At 72.7% G+C, this 17,351-nt stretch carries 10 protein-coding genes; 6 read left to right on the top strand and 4 right to left on the bottom strand.

The window, feature by feature from the left end:
• Positions 1-66: 66 nt before the first annotated feature.
• Complete coding sequence (locus tag AMK27_RS10730) at positions 67-2,406, bottom strand: LPXTG cell wall anchor domain-containing protein (protein WP_073905004.1); 2,340 nt, start codon at positions 2,404-2,406, stop codon at positions 67-69.
• A 201-nt stretch (positions 2,407-2,607) separates the two neighbouring features.
• On the opposite strand from AMK27_RS10730, the gene AMK27_RS10725 reads away from it, so the two are divergent.
• The 4 genes from AMK27_RS10725 (at position 2,608) to AMK27_RS10710 (ending at position 6,460) form a co-directional block, all read left to right on the top strand.
• Positions 2,608-3,192, top strand: coding sequence for a hypothetical protein (locus AMK27_RS10725; protein WP_241847414.1), 585 nt, complete (start codon positions 2,608-2,610; stop codon positions 3,190-3,192).
• Between the two features lie 81 nt (positions 3,193-3,273).
• On the top strand, positions 3,274-3,696 hold the full coding sequence (locus tag AMK27_RS10720; RefSeq protein ID WP_073905001.1) for a hypothetical protein: 423 nt from the start codon (positions 3,274-3,276) through the stop codon (positions 3,694-3,696).
• Positions 3,693-5,585: a GMC family oxidoreductase gene (locus AMK27_RS10715; protein WP_073905000.1), complete on the top strand. Its 1,893-nt coding sequence runs from the start codon at positions 3,693-3,695 to the stop codon at positions 5,583-5,585. Before AMK27_RS10720 ends, AMK27_RS10715 begins: the two co-directional genes overlap by 4 nt.
• Positions 5,582-6,460 carry a hypothetical protein gene (locus AMK27_RS10710; protein ID WP_241847413.1) on the top strand — a complete coding sequence of 293 codons (879 nt, stop codon included), beginning with the start codon at positions 5,582-5,584 and terminating at the stop codon, positions 6,458-6,460. Before AMK27_RS10715 ends, AMK27_RS10710 begins: the two co-directional genes overlap by 4 nt.
• 53 nt (positions 6,461-6,513) lie before the next feature.
• Here AMK27_RS10710 and AMK27_RS10705 read toward each other — a convergent pair whose 3' ends face one another.
• Positions 6,514-7,395 carry an endo alpha-1,4 polygalactosaminidase gene (locus AMK27_RS10705; protein ID WP_073906000.1) on the bottom strand — a complete coding sequence of 294 codons (882 nt, stop codon included), beginning with the start codon at positions 7,393-7,395 and terminating at the stop codon, positions 6,514-6,516.
• Between the two features lie 329 nt (positions 7,396-7,724).
• On the opposite strand from AMK27_RS10705, the gene AMK27_RS10700 reads away from it, so the two are divergent.
• Positions 7,725-11,441 carry a discoidin domain-containing protein gene (locus AMK27_RS10700; RefSeq protein WP_241847411.1) on the top strand — a complete coding sequence of 1,239 codons (3,717 nt, stop codon included), beginning with the start codon at positions 7,725-7,727 and terminating at the stop codon, positions 11,439-11,441.
• 100 nt (positions 11,442-11,541) lie between these two features.
• Here the strand turns inward: AMK27_RS10700 and AMK27_RS10695 are convergent, their stop codons facing one another.
• The gene (locus tag AMK27_RS10695; protein WP_241847410.1) at positions 11,542-13,416 is read right to left on the bottom strand and encodes a CAP domain-containing protein; all 1,875 of its coding nucleotides are present in this window, start codon (positions 13,414-13,416) and stop codon (positions 11,542-11,544) included.
• A 163-nt stretch (positions 13,417-13,579) separates the two neighbouring features.
• Positions 13,580-14,614, bottom strand: a complete 1,035-nt coding sequence (locus tag AMK27_RS10690) for a multicopper oxidase domain-containing protein (RefSeq protein ID WP_073904998.1) — start codon at positions 14,612-14,614, stop codon at positions 13,580-13,582.
• A gap of 206 nt (positions 14,615-14,820) precedes the next feature.
• Here AMK27_RS10690 and AMK27_RS10685 point away from each other — a divergent pair, with 206 nt between their 5' ends.
• Positions 14,821-17,313: a ThuA domain-containing protein gene (locus tag AMK27_RS10685; RefSeq protein WP_073904997.1), complete on the top strand. Its 2,493-nt coding sequence runs from the start codon at positions 14,821-14,823 to the stop codon at positions 17,311-17,313.
• The last annotated feature ends 38 nt before the right edge of the window (positions 17,314-17,351 follow it).

The raw sequence follows: 17,351 nt of genomic DNA, 5'->3' as shown, positions 1-17,351 counted from the left end.
CGGCACACGCGGACGGGCCCTTCCCTCCAAGGGAAAGGCCCGTCCTCCGTACTGGTGCGGTACCGGTCAGCTCCCGCCGTGCGTCCGGCGGCGTCGCCACCACAGGAGCGCCCCGCCCGCGACGATCGCGACGGCCGCGATGCCGGCGATCAGGGCGACGGGAGCGCTGCTGCCCGTGTCGGCGAGGCCGCCGTCCGGGTCCTTCGGACCGGGCTGAGGGGTGGCCCCGGGCGACTGACCGGCGGTCGGTCCCGGATCCGACGGGGTGGGAGCCGGCGTGCCGGTACCCGTCGGGGACGGGGTCGCGGTCGGGCTCGCCGTACCGGTCGGAGTGGGCGTGGGGCTGGGCGTACCGGTCTCGGACTGCCCGGCGCTGTTGCCGCCGAACATCAGATAGCCCTGCTTGTTCGGGTCGTCGGCGATCGTGTCGACCGCGTAGCCGACCGTGCGGGGCTTGTAGCGCTGCTCGGTGCGGAACCGCACCGGGTTCATGTTGCTCTTGGGCTGCTTGGAGAAGTCGACGCCGCCCACGGTGTAGACGTAGACCTCCTCGCCGTTGGACCACTTGTACTTGAACGTGCCCTCGGTGAAGGCCTTGTAGTAGCGCTCCCAGACCTGCTTGCCGGTCCAGTCCCGGTGCGGGGCCCGCAGCGGCCAGCGGCTCACGTCGTTGCTGTTGATGATCCGGCGGTACTCGGCGGGCATGTCGGCGGCGTTCTGGCGCACCCACTCCGCGGCCACCCGGGCCGTGTAGACGCGGCGCAGGTCGGCGTAGTAGTCGCCGTTGTTGACCTTCTCCGCGACGAGCGGGGTGATGTAGCGGTCGAGCACCCGGTCGGACTGCTGCGTCTCGGCCTCGGTGAGGTCGCAGCCCTTGCCGCCGGGCGGCTGCGTGGTGGTCTGCTGCGGCACCGTGGACAGCTTCAGCGGGGTGTCGAGGATGTGGATGCCGCCGTCCTGCTCGCGCACGACCGCGGTCTCCGGCTCGATCCAGTAGCGGAAGCCGGCCCAGCAGGGGAAGCCGTCGCGCTGGGGCAGGGCGTTCATGAAGTCGCGGCCCGCCTGCGTCTCCGGGTCCATGGCCTTGAAGATGTCGTGCTTCAGCTCCAGGTCGGCCTCCAGGAGGACCCGGCCCGCGTCGGTCCTGCCGAAGCCCGCGTCGATGACGCGGTTCGGCTCGTCGGGGTTGAGGTTCACCCAGAACGTGGACGGGTCGAGGGCGAGCCAGGTGAAGAAGGCGTCGGAGATCAGGTTGCCCTTCTCCTGGCCGCCCCAGCCGGCCGCGTACTCGTCCTCGACGGACTTGGCGGAGAACGCGTAGTCCAGGCCCTTGCCGCCCTTGCCCTTGCCGATGTAGCGCAGGTCGAGAGTGGTGAAGTCGATGCCTCCGAGGCCGCGGTTCATCAGCGACCGCTCGCCGGTCCTGCCGAGCCGGTCGAGCTGCTCCTTGAGGGTCTGCGGGTTCGGCGGGGACTGGTTGACGACCTGGTTGCCGGAGCCGCGGGATCCGGTGGAGGCGCCGTTGCCCGGCGACATCGTCGTGCCGTTCGCGCGGTACGGGCCGTTCTCGGTGCCCTTGGGCGGCACGCCCTTGTGGTGGGACTGGTAGTCGTAGCTGCGGACCCGGTCGCGGCCGAGCGCGTCCTTGCCCGCGGTGTCCTTGAGCTCCTTCATGAAGTTCTTGGCGTCGCGGGTCTGGTTCTCGGCGAAGACGTAGGTGTACTTGTACGAGCGCCAGCCCTGGTTCTTGGCCCAGGCGCGGTCCGCGGGCTTCTCGCGTCCGTCGGGGTTGCCGTTGGACTTGACCTCCACGATCTCCCGGCTGCGCTTGTTGTACGCGTCGAGGCGGCGCAGGTGCTGCTTGCCGGTGTCGGGGTCCTTGAAGTAGAACTCCTTCTCGCAGATCCAGTCCGGGCCTGTCAGGCCCATCTCCCGCACGACCTTGGCCATGAAGGCCTTGCCGCGGGCGTCGTAGCCCTGGTTCGGGATGTAGACCTTCGAGAGGTAGTCGGTGAAGGACGTCCACCGCCGCTGCGCGTTGAACCGGGCGTAGATGCGCCTCGGGTCGCTGTGGTCGTACTTCTTGTAGTCGGTGCCCGCCGCGTCGAGCTCGGACCGGGTGGGGTTCAGGCCGTCGAACTGGAGCCCCGGGTTGGTGTAGTCGTACGTGTCCCACCGGTCCACCGCCCGGGAGGCGTCGCCCTGGGGCAGGCCGCCCGTGGGCACGTTCCTCACCCCGTACATCTCGTCGCAGCGCTTGCCGGGCTTCAGCTTCGGCGGCGCGGGCGCGGCCTCGGCGACGCCGGCGACGGGCTGGCCGGTGATCGTGACGGCGATGGCACAGGCGAGTGCCGGCAGGCTGATCCTGAGCGCACGCCAGCGGCGCGTTATTCGTGCTGGCTTCACAGTGTTTCCCCCGGGAGCCCCACGGGTCGATTCAGGGTTGTGCGGCGCCAGGGCCCCCGCTGCTCATGTGGGCGCCGCACAAGCGGTCCGATACTAGGGGTTTCCTTTGCCGCCGCAATGGGGTTCCGGCGGCGTGGCATGTGTCAACTCCGTGCAGATTCAGGATTCCCGCCGTCACAGGGAGGACTAGGCTTAGCTGCTGTGAGCGATGAAATCCGGGAGTACGAGGACGCCGCGGCCGACGGGGACGACGGTGCCGACGACGAGCACGCCGTCGCCGAACGCATCGACAGGGCGCATGCCGACAACCCCCGCCTGAGCGCGTGGCTGGACGAGCAGCGGGAGGGCTTCGCCGACTGGAGCCGCCACGGCGGCGGGTGGGACTTCGACGAACGCTCCCTCGACCGCGTGGAGGCCCTCGTCCGCGAGCACGTCACCTCCGCCGACGACCTGTTCGCCCGCGAGCACACCCCGCTGGTCCAGGTCGCCTGCTGGTACGTCGGCGAGGTCCACAACCGCAGCCGGGGCACCGGGTGGCGCCTGGACCCCGACCCCGCCGAGAGCCACCCCTGGTCCCGACGCCCCTATGTCATCGTGCCGTTCGACCGGCTGGACGAGTACCGGGACCCCGAGGGCATCGACTACGACGCCCGCCCGCTGCACCACCCCCTGAGCAGCTTCCTCGGTCTCCTCGGAGAGGGGGCGGCGGCCGGAACGGGCGCTCTGCGGGCCGAACTGGACGACTACGCGCCCGGAGGCGCCGACGAGGAGCGGGACCAGGGGTGATCCGTACGCCCCAGGGTCGCGATCAAGCCCTTCCCCGGAAGCGGCGCATGGCCCGGCAGGCGGTGGGGCACCCATGCCCGCGTGCACCCTACTGACGACGCGCGGCTCTTCACCTCCGTGTCCGCACGACTGACCGGCTTCGACGGAGCGGACCTGGAAGCCACCGGGATGGCCGAGGTGTACCGTGCGGTCGCCGCGGAGCAGCTCGGCCCGAAGCGGTACGCGCGACTGCTGCGCGCGCTGCCGAAGGAACCGGCCGACGCCGGTGACCCCGAGCTGCGGAAGGCGGCAGAGGCCGTCACCTACCTCTGGTACACGGGCAGTTGGCCGGGACCGCCGCCGTTCCTGGTGTCCCCGCGGGCCTACACCGAAGGACTGGTCTGGAAGGCGGCCGGCCTCAAGGCGCCCGGCACCGCACCCGGCGGATACGGGAGTTGGGCCGAGGTTCCGGACGGCCCCGCGGGCCGCTACCCGGCTACCGGGGCCGAGGGGAGCGGATCGTGAGCCGGTACGACGTGATCGTGGTCGGCGCCGGTGTCGCGGGCTCGCTCGTCGCGCACCGGCTGGGCCACCACGGGCGCCGGGTCCTGGTCCTGGAGGCGGGCGCGGCGGACCCCGGAGACGGAGCTGCCGAGACTCCGCTGACCAGGTATCTCGCCGCCTCGGGCCTGGTGCCCGGTGCGCCCCTCGGGCCCCGTCCGGAGGCCCCCGCGCCCCAGGTGAACGACATCGTCGGCACGGACGGGGTCCCTGGATACCGGGCGGCCGGGCATCTTCGGCAGGACGGGCCGCTGCCCTACGCCAGCGGATACGTCCGTGCCAACGGCGGCACCGGAAACGTCTGGACCGGGCTCGCGCCGCGCATGCTGCCGGAGGACTTCGACACGGAGGCCTTCGGGTACGGGCGCCGGTGGCCGCTCGGCTACGCGGACCTGGAGCCCCATTACCGGGCGGCCGAGGAGGAGCTGGGGGTGGCCGGCGACGCCGACGAGCAGCGCGAGCACGCCGGGCTGCCGCTCCCCGACGACTACGTGTTCCCCATGCGGCCGCTGCCGCCCGCGCGCCTGGACGGTGTCCTCGCGGCCCGGCTCGACGGGCGGCGCGTGAAGGACCCGGTGGCCGGGCACGAGGTCGAACTGCGGGTGGTCGGCACCCCCCACGCGCGCAACGGCGTCCCGGACCCCCGGTACGGCGGCGGTCGCGGGTACGTCCCGCGCGGCCGCCACGGACGGCCCGACCCGGACAGCCGCTGCGTGGGCCACGCGAGCTGCATCCCGCACTGCCCCTCGTACGCGAAGTACACCCCGCTCAAGACCCAGGGCCGCTGGAGCGCCGGTGTCACCCTGCGGGACCGGTCCGTGGTGAGCCGCGTCCTCGTCGACGCGAACGGGCGGGCCACGGGCGTGGAGTACCACGCGGCCGACGGGAGGGTCTCCGTCGCGCACGCCGACGTCGTGGTGCTCGCCGCGCACGCGGTGGAGAACGCCCGGCTGCTGCTCCTCTCCGGGCTCGCCGGCCGCAGCGGCCAGGTCGGCCGCAACCTGATGGACCATCCCGTCCTGCTGACCTGGGGTCTGCTGCCCGAGGACGCGGGACCCTACCGGGGGCCCGGCTCGGTCTCCGGCTTCGAGGGCTTCCGGACGGGCCCGGCGCGCCGGCTCCGGGCGCCCTTCCGCGTCGAGTTCGGGACCTGGGGCTGGGTCTGGTCGAAGGGCCCCGTCGACACCGACGTACGGCACTTCCTCGCCGGACGCGGCCTCTTCGGGGCCGACCTGCGGAAGGCGGTCGGCGACCGGATCCGCCGCCAGTTCACCCTCCAGTTCGAGATGGAGCAGAGCGCGGACCCGGCGAACCGGGTCACGCTCCACCCGACCGCGCGCGATCCGCTGGGCCTGCCCCGCCCCCTCGTCACCTACGACCTCGACGGGCACGTCAAGGCGGGGATGGCGGCGGCCCGGGCGGTGTCGGACCAGATCTTCGGGCTCCTCGGTGCCGAGGACCACACCGACTACGCGCCCGCGGCGGCCTGGCCCGGCCGCTTCGAGCAGGACGGCCGTACGTACGGCTACCGCGGGGCGGGCCACGCCGCCGGCACCCACGTCATGGGCGACGCGGCGGCCACGTCGGTGGTCGACGCCTGGCAGCGCTGCTGGGACCACCCCGGCCTGTACGCGGTCGGCTGCGGCAGCATGCCCTCGGTGGCCACCTCCAACCCGACGCTGACCATGGCCGCGCTCGCCCTGCGGAGCGCGGAGCGCGTCGAGGCCGACCTGGCGTCCCGCGACCGCCCGGCGGCCCTCGCCACGCCCCCGACCTCCCCCGCCTCCTCCCCTACCCCTGCCCCGGCCTCCGGCCCCGCCGAGACCGCACCGACCCGAGGAGTCCCGGAATGACCCCACCCGTGCCCCCGTTGCCCCTGCCGCCCGTGTCCGAGCCCTTCCGTCTCCCGTTCCACTACGGCGCGCTGCACCAGATCGGCCTCGACTGGCTGGTCGCACCCGGGCCGGTCCGTGAGCTGCTGGCGAAGCACCACCCGGACCTGACCGCGGCCGCGTTCGAGGACGGGCGGGCCCTGGTCTCCCTCAACTACCAGCTGTACTTCGCGCAGTACGCCTTCGGCGGCGGTGTCACGCAGGAGATCGAGTTCAGCGTCGTCGCGTTCCCGAGCGGCGCGGAGGGGCGGCTGCCGCGGCTGAGCTACGCCCAGTACGCGCAGGGCTGGGACCAGACGAAGCTGCTCGGCATCGCACGCGTCCACGTCGTCTGCGACAACCCGTTCGCGATCAGGGCGGGGCGCGAACTCTACGCCGAGCCCAAGCACCCGGGCCGGTTCGAGGTGGATCTGCCGTCGCTCAACGGCCCCGCGGGCGAGACCTGGAGCGTACGGTGCAAGGCGGCGGCCATCGGCGCCGACGACACCCTGGAGCAGGACCTGGGCCCGCTGGTCGGCCTCACGGCGGAACTCGACGGCCTCGTCCCCGAAGTCGCCAACTCCGCCCCGATCACCGGCTACGGCACCGACCTGGAGGGGCGTCTGCTCGCCGGCCCGATGAACGTCTACCAGCCGTACCGCTGGTACGACCTGGCCGCTCCCGAGCACGCGGGGCGGGCGCGGCTCGCGGTGCACGCCCCGGAGAGCGACCTCGGCCGCGACGTCCTCGATCTCGTCGGCGACGAGGCTCCGGCCACCGGTGCCTGGACGTACCAGTCGCCCCCGGTCGCCGCCCACAACCGCCCGTACTACGTGCCGGCCGCCGCCCGTCCCTGACCGGTCGGGGGCGGCCCCCGGCCGAGCCGGGTCCGCGCCGTGGGCCGCCCCCGTCAGCAGGTCTCGCGCACGTACCCGGCTTCGCCCGCGGGGCGGACGTCGGTGTCGCGCAGGACGACGGAGAGCGTCCCGCCCCAGCGTGCGCAGGCCCGCTCCATACCCCGCCGCTCGTACTCGATGACGAGCACCCGGTTGTCGAAGGCGTCGGCGTAGGGGCCGCATTCCTCGTACTGGCCGCACTCCTCGGCGACCGCGAAGTCGAAGCCGAGCTGTCTGCCCCGCTGCGCGAGGTCGGGGGCGTTCTTCTGCCCGATCGCGAGTCCGGCCGTGTGGGCGCGGGCGACGAGCAGCCGGGCGAAGGCGAGGTCGTGCTCACGCGTGAGGCGGCCCTGGGACCGTTCGTAGGAGTCGAGGTTGTCGGCCTCGACGGCCTGGTAGCCCGCGTCGGCGCAGCCGTCGATCCACTCGCCGACGATCGCGGCGAGCCGTTCGCGCTTGGCCGGGGTGGAGACGTCGAAGAGCGCCTCGTCCCAGTCCTCGTCGACGACCGGTGTCCCGTCGGCGCTCCGCAGGAGGAGGTCGGGGTGGTTCTCCTCCCACCAGTCGGTGGCGTCCGGCTGGGCCTGGAAGGCGTTGACGTAGCAGATGTTGTACAGACCCTTCGCCGGCTTCGCCGTACGGTCGCGGGAGACGGCTCCCACGCCGGGAGGTGGCGCGTAGGGTCCCCCGATCTGGTAGTCGAATCCGACGTGGGGCTCGGGCGGGACGACCGTGCGGGCGGACGAGGGCGGCGGGGAGGAGGGGGCGGAGTCGCCGTCTCCCCCGTCGCGGGACGAGGTGCATCCGGCCGCTCCGGCGGCGAGGAGACCGAGCAGGGTCAGGGCCGCCAGGCGGCGCCGGCGCACGCTGCGGAGGGGGCGGGGTTCGCGGGCGATCACGTGCGGGCTCCTGGTCGTCGATTCCTCGGGGCGGCGCGCGGCCGTCCACGGGCCTACGGTACGTGCCCTTTCCGACCGGGTCGTGGCGTTCTGCCGGATACCTCGGGAACGGTCCGGCACCGCCCGCGCGGGCATCAAAGCCTCCCGTGGACCACATATCTGAACTCAAGTCATGTCTGCGGATCGTGCGCGAGGCCTTGCGTCGCCCCCTCCGCCGTCTCTACTCTCCCGCGCAATGGTTAGGAACACTTCCTAACCGTCGGTAGACCATCGCTGCGATCCCCCACCGCTGCCTTCGCGCAGCACTCCCACCCAGAGGACGTCGGATGTCATACGCACATCAGGCACGCCCCGCACACAGAGACCGCGCCCCGCGACGGCGCCGCCCCCTGGCGGTCGCCGTGGCCGCCGCCGCGCTGACGGGCCTCACCGGCCCGGCCGGCGGCACCGCCGCCGCCGTTCCCCACGACGACCGGGCCACCACCGCCGCTGCCACCCTCGCCACGGCGGCCACCAGCGGCGCGGCGACCGCCGCCCTGCCCGACCTGACCTCCGCGAACCGGCGGGCACCCGTCGCGGGCCTCCCCGACTGGAGCCGGGCGGGATACCGGGGCGGCGCCCCGCTGCCCGGCCCCACCGAGGCCCACCCCGACGCCGCCTGCCACATCACGGCGCAGGAGCTCGCCTCGCGGTACGGCGTGCGCGCCGACGGCGGCGACGCCACGGCGGGCCTCCAGGCGGCCGTCGACGCCCTCAGGACCGGCTGCACGCCGTCGGCCGGCTACACCCGGCTCTCCTCGATCACCCTGCCGGCCGGCCGGATCCTCGTGACCCGCCAACTCGCCCTGGATGCCGACTACATGGTGCTCCGCGGGGCGGGCATGGGGCAGACCACGCTCGCGTTCCGGCCGGACGCCGACACCCGGTACGACACCCTCACCCCGGACGGCGGCGACTGGGACGAGGACGGCATGACCCACGGGGCGGGGAAGGGCGGCTGGACCTGGCCGGGCCGCGGCCTGCTCCGGGTCCAGACCCGCGAGGTCTCGCCGAAGTACACGAGCGACCACGCCTCCGCACCGGCCGGCCGCAAGGACCTCTTCGAGGGCAGCGTCAACCAGCACTGGGCGAGCGGTGTCCCGCTGCGCGAGGGGTCGGCGCTCGGCAGCACGCAGATCAGGCTCGCCGCCGGCACGGACATGTCGCGTTTCAAGGCCGGCGCCCATCTCTGGGTCGGCGCGGCCAACACGGCGAAGTTCTACCAGCAGCAGACGATCACCGATCCGTCCACGTACGTGAACCTGCATATGCGGCAGCAGATCTTCCAGATCGCCGCGGTGGACACCACGGGCAAGAACCTCACCCTCGACAAGGCCCTCGAGTACGACCTGCCGCTCAACTCGACCTCGGACGGCTCGGCCCCGATCGACGGCACCGTCTACCCGAGCCGTGTCACACCGCTCAAGGTCGTCCAGGGCGTCGGGATCGAGGATCTGAGCATCACCCAGGAACTCGACGGCATGCCCAGGCTCGGCGGCGGTACGTACGACGTCGAACCCGCCGACGCCAAGGCGAACTTCGGCAACATCGCCCCGGAGTACGCCCAGCACGGCATCGTCCTGAAGTGGGCCGCCAACGTCTGGATCCGGCGCGTCGGCACCCGGATGACCGGCTCCCACGCCGTCGTCACCGAGTCCGCCAAGAACATCCAGGTGCAGGAGTCCTCCTTCGACGGCTCCTGGAACAAGGGCAAGGGCGGCAACGGCTACTTCCGCGGCTCCCGCGTCTGGGACTCGCTGTACGCGTACAACACCAGCCGGAACCTGCGCCACTTCACCTTCCAGTGGTCCGCGTCGGACAACGTCGTCGTCGGCAACGACTTCGACAGCGACCTGAACCTGCACGGCGGCTGGGAGCGCCGCAACCTCTTCGAGAACAACAGGGCCGCGGTCCCCTTCGAGAACTCCTCGAAGAACTGCCGCGCGAACTGCGGCGAGGAGGGCGGCGGAACCCCCGACGACTCCACCTGGTGGCCGATCTGGTGGGGCGCGGGCCGCAAGGCCGTGAAGTGGTCCGGTGCCACCGGGCCGCAGAACGTCTTCTACGGCAACGACCTCAGCAAGCAGACCGCGGCCGGCGGCGCGTACCAGCCGTACTACGCCGACCGGCGGCGCCTGTACCAGCTGGGCAGCGCCGCCGCCGACGCGTCGGCGTACCAGCACCTGGCGGAGAACGGGGCGCCCGTCCCCGACTGGGCGGGCCGGGAGAACCTTGACTACAGCAGGGCCCCGCACGCCGGCGTGAACGCCACGAGGACGGACACCTCCGGTTCGCTCTTCCTGAAGTCGACGGCCCCGGGCCCCGACGGCGACACCGAGGCGCCGAGCGTCCCGGGTGCGCCGCGGAGCACCGGCACCACGGCGGACAGCGTCTCGCTCGCCTGGGACGCGTCCACCGACGACCAGGGCGTGACCGGCTACGACGTGTACCGGGGCGGCACGCTCGCGGGGACGACGACCTCCACCGCGTACACCGACACCGGCCTGACGGCCTCCACCGCGTACAGCTACACCGTCAAGGCCCGTGACGCCGCCGGGAACACCTCCGCCGCGAGCGGCACCGTCTCCGCCACCACGCGGAGCGGCGGCGGCACGCCCGCGCCGGCCCTGGTCTCGCGCGGCAGGCCGGTGACGGCCTCCTCCGTCGAGACGGCCGGCTTCGAGGCCTCGCGCGCGGTGGACGGCGACGGCGGGACCCGGTGGGCCAGCGCGGAGGGCGTGGACCCGCAGTGGCTCCGCGTCGACCTCGGGTCCGCGCACGACATCTCCCGGGTGCGGCTCGGCTGGGAGGCCGCGTACGGCAAGGCGTACCGGATCCAGACCTCGAACGACGGCACGAACTGGACCGACGTCCACTCCACCGCCACCGGCGACGGCGGTGTGGACGACCTCACGGTGACCGGCACCGGGCGGTACGTCCGGATCCTCGGGACCGCGCGCGGCACGGCGTACGGCTACTCCCTGTGGGAGTTCGAGGTGTACGGCTCCCCCGCGCCGGCCGGCGGCGGCGGTCCGGTCGTCGACGTGTCCACGGCGGGACAGCTGCAGAGCGCGCTGGCGAACGCGCAGCCGGGGCAGACCATCCGGCTGGCCGCCGGCGAGTACCGGGGCTCGTTCGTGACGCAGCGGGCGGGAACGGCCGCCGCGCCGATCACGCTCACCGGTCCGCCGAACGCCGTCCTCGTCAACGACGGCCCGTCGGGCACGGCCCCGTCCTGCCCCGTGCCGACCGCGGGCTGGGACTCCGGTTACGGGCTCTGGCTGTACGGCGCGCCGTACTGGCGGCTGACCGGCTTCACCGTGAAGGAGTCGAAGAAGGGCGTCGTCCTCGACGACTCCCCCCATGTGACGCTCGACGGACTCTCCGTCCACCACGTCGACGAGGAGGCGGTGCACTTCCGGCGCTCCTCGGCCGACGGCGTCCTCAGGAACGCGACGATCAGCCACACGGGTCTGGTCCAGGCGGGGTACGGCGAGGCCGTCTACATCGGCTCGGCGGGCTCCAACTGGGCCTGCCACGGCAACCAGGGCGGCGTGGACCGCTCGGACCGCGTCCAGGTGCTGGACAACAGGATCGGGCCGTCGGTCGCCGCCGAGCACATCGACATCAAGGAGGGCACCCACGACGGCGTGATCCGCGGGAACACCTTCGACGGGACGGGGATCAGCGGCGCCAACTCGGCCGACTCGTGGGTGGACGCCAAGGGCGTCGGCTATCTCATCGAGGACAACACCGGGACGTTCTCCTCCCCCGGCACTTTCGCGAACGGGTACGAGACCCACAACCCCGCGACGACGCCGTCGTTCCCGAACGGCTGCGGCAACGTGTGGCGCGGCAACCGCTCCGACCTCGGTGGTGTGGGCGCGTACGCCGTCAGGATCACCTCGACGTCGAAGTGCGCGGCCGACCCGAACGTCGTGCACGCCTCCAACACGGTGACGAACGCCCGCAGCGGCCTGACGAACGGCCCCGTCACGCCCTGACGGACGCGCGGACAAGGAGGAGGGGGTGCGGGCCGCGTCGCCGCGGGCCGCACCCCCTCCTTCGTGTCACAGGGCCCGGGGGCCGCCTGCTCCCACCGGGTCAGCGGGCGCCGAAGACCTGGGTCCAGTACGGGCCGCCCTGGGAGTGGATGCCGACGCCTATCTCCTTGAAGTCGCAGTTGAGGATGTTGGCGCGGTGGCCCGGGCTGTTCATCCACGACTCCATGACCTGCTCCGGGCTGCTCTGGCCCATGGCGATGTTCTCGCCGTAGGTCGACCACGGGTATCCGGCGGCCGTCACCCGCTCCCCCGGTCCGGCGCCGTCGGGGTTGGTGTGGTCGAAGAAGTCGCGGGCCGCCATGTCCTCGGAGTGGCCCTGCGCCGCCCTGGTCAGGGTCGCGTTCGCGCTCAGCGGGCCGCAGCCGGCCTTGGCGCGCTCCGCGTTGACCAGGGCGATGACCTGGTCGGCCTCCGAGCTCTGCCCGTTGTCGTTCTGCGGGCCCGCGCCCGTCCCGTTCCCGGCCTCGTCGCCCGAGCCCCCGCCGTTGCCCGAGCCGGGCCTGGTCGGCGGGGTGTCCGGGGTCGGTGCCTCGGTCCGCGGCGGGGTCGTCTTCACCGGGGCGGGCTTGCTGGTGCGCACCGGGCTGGGCGACGCGGTGGTGGGCTTCGCGCTGGGCGACGCCGAGGCGGGCGGGCGTCCGGTCGCGGACTTGGAGGCGGACGGCGAGGTGGAGGGGGTCGTCGCCGCCGCCGACGGGGTGCCGGAATGGGTGGACGGGTCCTGGTCGAGGGGCAGTTCGAGCTCCGGGGCCGTCACGCGGTTCGCCTTGAGGATCTCGTCGTCGCCGCCCCTGCCCCCGGACAGCGAGAACGCTCCGCCGGTGACCGCCATGACCACGACACCGGCCGCGATGACGGCGCGGCGCCGGCTCCGCTCCTGTGTCTGGCGACGGCGCCGGAGCGCCGCGCGCGTGCCGTGCCGGCCGGGCGCGGCGGAGGCGGGTGCGGAGCGGGGCACGTGGGGGCGGGTGTGCGCCGACTGGCCGGCCAGGACGTACGGCTCCGTCAGGTCCGCCGTGTGCTCGGGTCCGTACCCGCCGAGCGGGGCCGTGGCGGAGAGGCTCGTGTCCTCGGACGTGCCGTACGGGTCGCCGACCGCGGCCGTGTACGCGGCCGGGGCGGTGCCGGGCCCGTCGGCCGCGGCCGCGAACGCGGCGGCCCGCGTCGGCGTCTCCCGGACGGCCTCGTCCGTCCGGGCCGCCAGGACGGGCGAGGTCGCCGCGAGCAGGACCTCCGCCGGGACCAGCGCGTGCCAGCGCGGGGCGCAGTGCCCGCAGCCGATCGTGTGGTGGGCCAGGTGGTCGCGCCACGGGGCGGAGGGCCGGCCGTCCCATTCGGCGGCCTCGCGGCCCAGGAAGGGGCAGCCCGGGTTCCCGGCCAGCGCGCCGACGACCACGCGCGCGGCGTCGAGCCGGGCCCGTACGGCCTCGATCCGGGCCGGCGCCTCCTCGGCCGACCACCGCAGGGCGGCGGCCGTCTCGTACCGGGTCAGCTCGCCCGCGCACTCCAGCCACCACAGGGCCAGTTGCTCGCCGTCCTCCGGGTCGAGCCAGCGGGCCGCCTCGGTGATCTCGTACGCCTGCCCGTGGGCGGCCGGCGGGGCGGCCTCGCCGCCGTACCCGGCCGGCTGCTGGTGCCGGTGCCGCCGGATCCCGTCCACGGCGATGGCGACCAGCCAGGGCCGGAAGACCCCGGGGTCGGTGAGGGTGGGGAGCCCGTCCAGGGCGCGCAGCATCGTCTCCCGTACGACGTGCTCGACGTGCTCGGCACCGTGGCGGCCGTTCATGGCGAGTGCCACGGTGGTGTGGATCAGGGGCAGGTGGGCGGTGATCAGCTGGTCCCGCGCCCACGGGTCACCGTTCCGCGCCGCGAGGACCAGCTCCGTGTCCCGCTCGATTCCTGTGCTCTGCCGCACGCCGACCGTCCCGTTCGTTGGAGATGATTGCGCAGGGGAGAGCCTGGGGCCGGGCGCGGATAACGAAAAGGCGGCGGACGGCGAAAGTGATGTGGGTCACGTGGCAGGTGTGGCCGGCGCGGACCCGGCCGCGAAGACCGCGGCCGGGTCCGCGCCGCGGGGTTCAGTGGTGGTGGCTCCCGCCGGGACCCGGGGCGGCCGGTTCCTCCTTCGCCGCCGCCGCGCCGTGCGTTCCGTGGTCCCCGTGGCCCGGTACGGTGCCGTCCGGCTTGGCGACCAGGAAGAGGCCCGCCATGCCCATGTCGGAGTGGCTCTGGACATGGCAGTGGTACATCCAGGCACCGGCTCCGACGTGCTCGCCCGCGATGACCTGGAATCCGAACGAGTCCGCGGGTCCGGTGATCTTGTTGTCGACGACCCGGCTCACGTCCTCGGGGCCCGAGAGGAGGCCCGTGCGGTTGTCGGCCCAGCGATGACCGTGCATGTGGAACGTGTGGTAGTACTCGCCGTGCGTGATCATGACGATCTCCACCCGGTCGCCCACGGTGGCGAGGAAGTCCGGCGGATCGGCGGCCGGCCGGTTGTTGATCGTCATGTCGTTGAAGACGATGGTGAACTGCTTGTCCGGCAGGATGTCGCCCTTGCGGCGCACCACGAGTCCGCCGTAGAGGCCCTTGCGGATGCCGCCGGTCCCGTGGTCCGTGCCCACGACGTGGTCGTGGTAGTGCCAGTACCCGGCGCTGCCGGGCCGCCAGGTGCCGTCGGGGCGGCGGCCGGGGGCGTGGGTGCGCCAGGTGTACGTGCGGGTGGCGCCCGCCTCGACGTGGCTCCCGCTCATCCTCGTGCCGTCGTTGTCGATGTCGTAGTCCACGCCGTGCGCGTGGAGGCTCACCGGGACGTCCATCAGGTTCTCGAACTCGATGTGGAGGGTGTCCCCTTCGTTGAGCTCGATGAGCGGTCCGGGTACGGAGGCCTTGCCCTTCTCCAGGCCGTAGCCCATGCGTCCGTCGGCCAACTTCTCCGCGTACAGCTTGAGATGGCGTATCTGGCCGCCGGCCGGGGCAGTTCTCAGCGTGGCGGCCGTGGCGGCCGCGTCGGGTGTGGCACTGGAGGCGGAGGCGAGGGACAACGATGTCACGCCGGTCGCGGCGACCGCCCCGCCCGCGAGCAGGCGGCGGTTGAAGCTGCGTCTGTCCATGTCGAACTCTCCGGTCTTCAGAGGAGATTGACGGGGTGCGGGGCCAGCGGGGGCTCCTGGGGACGGCCCACACCGTAGCGGGACGGGCAGGGTTTATCCACACCCAGGACAAAGTTCGTCCGGTTGCGGCCATAGCCCTTGGCGAACCGCGCAAAGAGGTCTAGCTTCAACCGCTGTCGTTGTGACCTCAGAGGGATGGGTGACCCATGAAGCGCACACCACATCGCCGGTCGAGATCGAGAACAGGCTTCGCCGTGGCGGCACTCGGGGCGGGCGCCCTGACCGCCTCCCTGCTCGGCGGCAACCCCGCCGTCGCCAAGCCGGATCCGGACCCGCCGTCGGCCAAGGCGGCGACAACGTTATCGCTGCCGTCGCCACCCGGCGGCGCGAACGTCCGGGTCCTCGTCTTCCACGGGTCCGCGACGGCCGAGTCCCCGACGGTCGACGCGGGCATCGCGGCCGTCGAGAGCATCGGCCTCACCGGCCCGGCCGCCGGCCGCTTCCGTACGGTGGCCACCGACGACCCGGCCGCCTTCACCGACGCCGAGCGGCTCGGCACGTACAACGCGGTGGTCTTCCTGACCGGCGGCGGCGACGTGCTGGACCCCGAGCAGGAAGCGGGCCTGGAGGCCTACATGGAGGCGGGCGGCGGTTTCGTCGGCGTCCACGAGGCCGCCCGCACCGAGCCCTACTCCGGCTGGTTCACGGGCCTGATCGGCGCCCGGCCCACCGGCGCCCCGAGCGGCACGCAGCGCGCGGTCGTGGAGGTCGGCGACCGGCAGCACCCGGCGACGAAGTCCCTTCCGCTGGAGTGGAAGCGGCCCGACAAGTGGTTCAACTGGGACCGCAACCCGTCCGGCACCGTGCACACCGTGGCACGCGTCCGGGAGGCCTCCTACCAGCCCGCGGCCAAACCCAACGGCTGGGACCACCCGGTGTCCTGGTGCCGCGACTACGACGGCGGCCGGTCCTTCTACACCGCCATGGGCGGCACCGTCGACAGCTACGCCGAGACGGACTTCCGCGACCACCTGCGCGGCGCGATCGCCTGGACCGCGCGGATCTCCCGGGCGGACTGCAAGGCGACCATCGACGCCAACTACACCGCGGAGCGCGTCACCAAGCCCAACCAGCCCGGCCAGAACGACCAGATCGGCGAACCGCACGGCCTCGTCGCCGCTCCCGACGGCCGCATCCTGTACATCGGCCGCGGCGGCGCCGACGCGAGCGTGCCGGTCGTCACCGACTGGAACAACCCGGACATCGGCAAGGGCAACGGCGAGATCCACGTCTACGACCCGAGGACCAAGCAGGTCACCAAGGCCGGCGCGCTCACCGTCTTCGGCAACAAGGGCGGCGGCGACGAACTGGTCAAGAACGAGGAGGGGCTGCTCGGCATCGAGCTCGACCCCGGCTTCATGACCAACGGCTGGGTCTACCTGCACTACACGCCGCACTCCCGGATCGACCGCGTGGAGCACATGGGCGAACGGCGGGTCTCCCGCTTCACCCTCGATCTCGCGACGAACAGGCTCGACCCGGCGAGCGAGAAGGTGCTGCTGAGCTGGCCGGTGCAGATCCACAGCTGCTGCCACGCGGGCGGCGGGATGGCCTGGGACTCCAAGGGCAATCTGTACATCGCCACCGGAGACACCAACTCCTCCGGCTCCAGCGGAGGTTACTCGGGCAACAACCCCGCCCCGAACTTCCGGGGCGTCTCCTTCGCGGACGCGCGCCGCACCGCCGGCAACACCAACAACCTCAACGGGAAGATCCTGCGGATCCATCCCGAGCCCGACGGCACGTACACCCTCCCCGCCGGCAACCTCTTCACCGGCGAGGAGAGCGACGAGGGCGGCGGCAAGACCCGCGGCGAGATCTACGTGATGGGGGTGCGCAACCCCGCGCGCATCTCCGTCGACCGGACGACCGACATCCTCTACGCGGGCTGGGTCGGCCCCGACGCGGGCGCGCCGTCCACGACATGGGGCCCGGCCAAGTACGACACGTTCGCCGCGATCACCAAGGCCGGCAACCACGGCTGGCCGTACTGCATGGGCAACAAGCAGCCCTACCGGGACCGCGGTCTGCTCGACCCGGCCAAGCCGCTCGGCTGGTACGACTGCGACGCTCCCAAGAACGAGTCCCCGAACAACGACGGCCTGGTGAACCTGCCGCCGGTGACGGGGAACACGATCTGGTACTCGCCCCAGGGCGGCGGCGTCGACTACCCCAGGGACGCCGCGGGCGTCCCGAGCTACAAGCAGGAGGAGCAGAAGCTGCTGCTGCCGTGGCTCAAGGGCGGCGGGCAGGCGACCATGAACGGTCCGCTCTACCGCTACGACGCGGCGAGCGACTCGGCGGTCAAGTGGCCGTCGTACTGGGACGGCAAGTGGTTCGTCGGCGACTTCTACGACGGGGACCAGCCGCGGCACGCCGTGCTCACCGATCCGAAGACCGTCGGCAGGGGCGGGCTCCCGGTGCACGCAGAGTCCCTGAAGAAGATCATCCCGGTCGGGCAGGGCGGCATCCGCAACCTGATGGACTGGAAGTTCGCCCCGGACGGTTCGCTGTACGTCCTCGACTACGGGCGCGGGTTCTTCACCTCGCACACCGACTCCGCGCTGTGGCGCGTGACCTACAAGGGCGGCGGGCCCACCCCGGCCGCGGACCAGCTGGCCAGGAGGGCGGCGCAGTGATCACGAGACGCAGAGGCACGAGTCTGTGGGCGGCCCTG

The sequence above is a fragment of the Streptomyces sp. CB02009 genome, assembly GCF_001905825.1.
In the GTDB taxonomy this organism is placed as follows: domain Bacteria; phylum Actinomycetota; class Actinomycetes; order Streptomycetales; family Streptomycetaceae; genus Streptomyces.
Note: the sequence above shows the minus strand (reverse complement) of the source record. Positions and strands in the feature narration are given on the sequence as shown.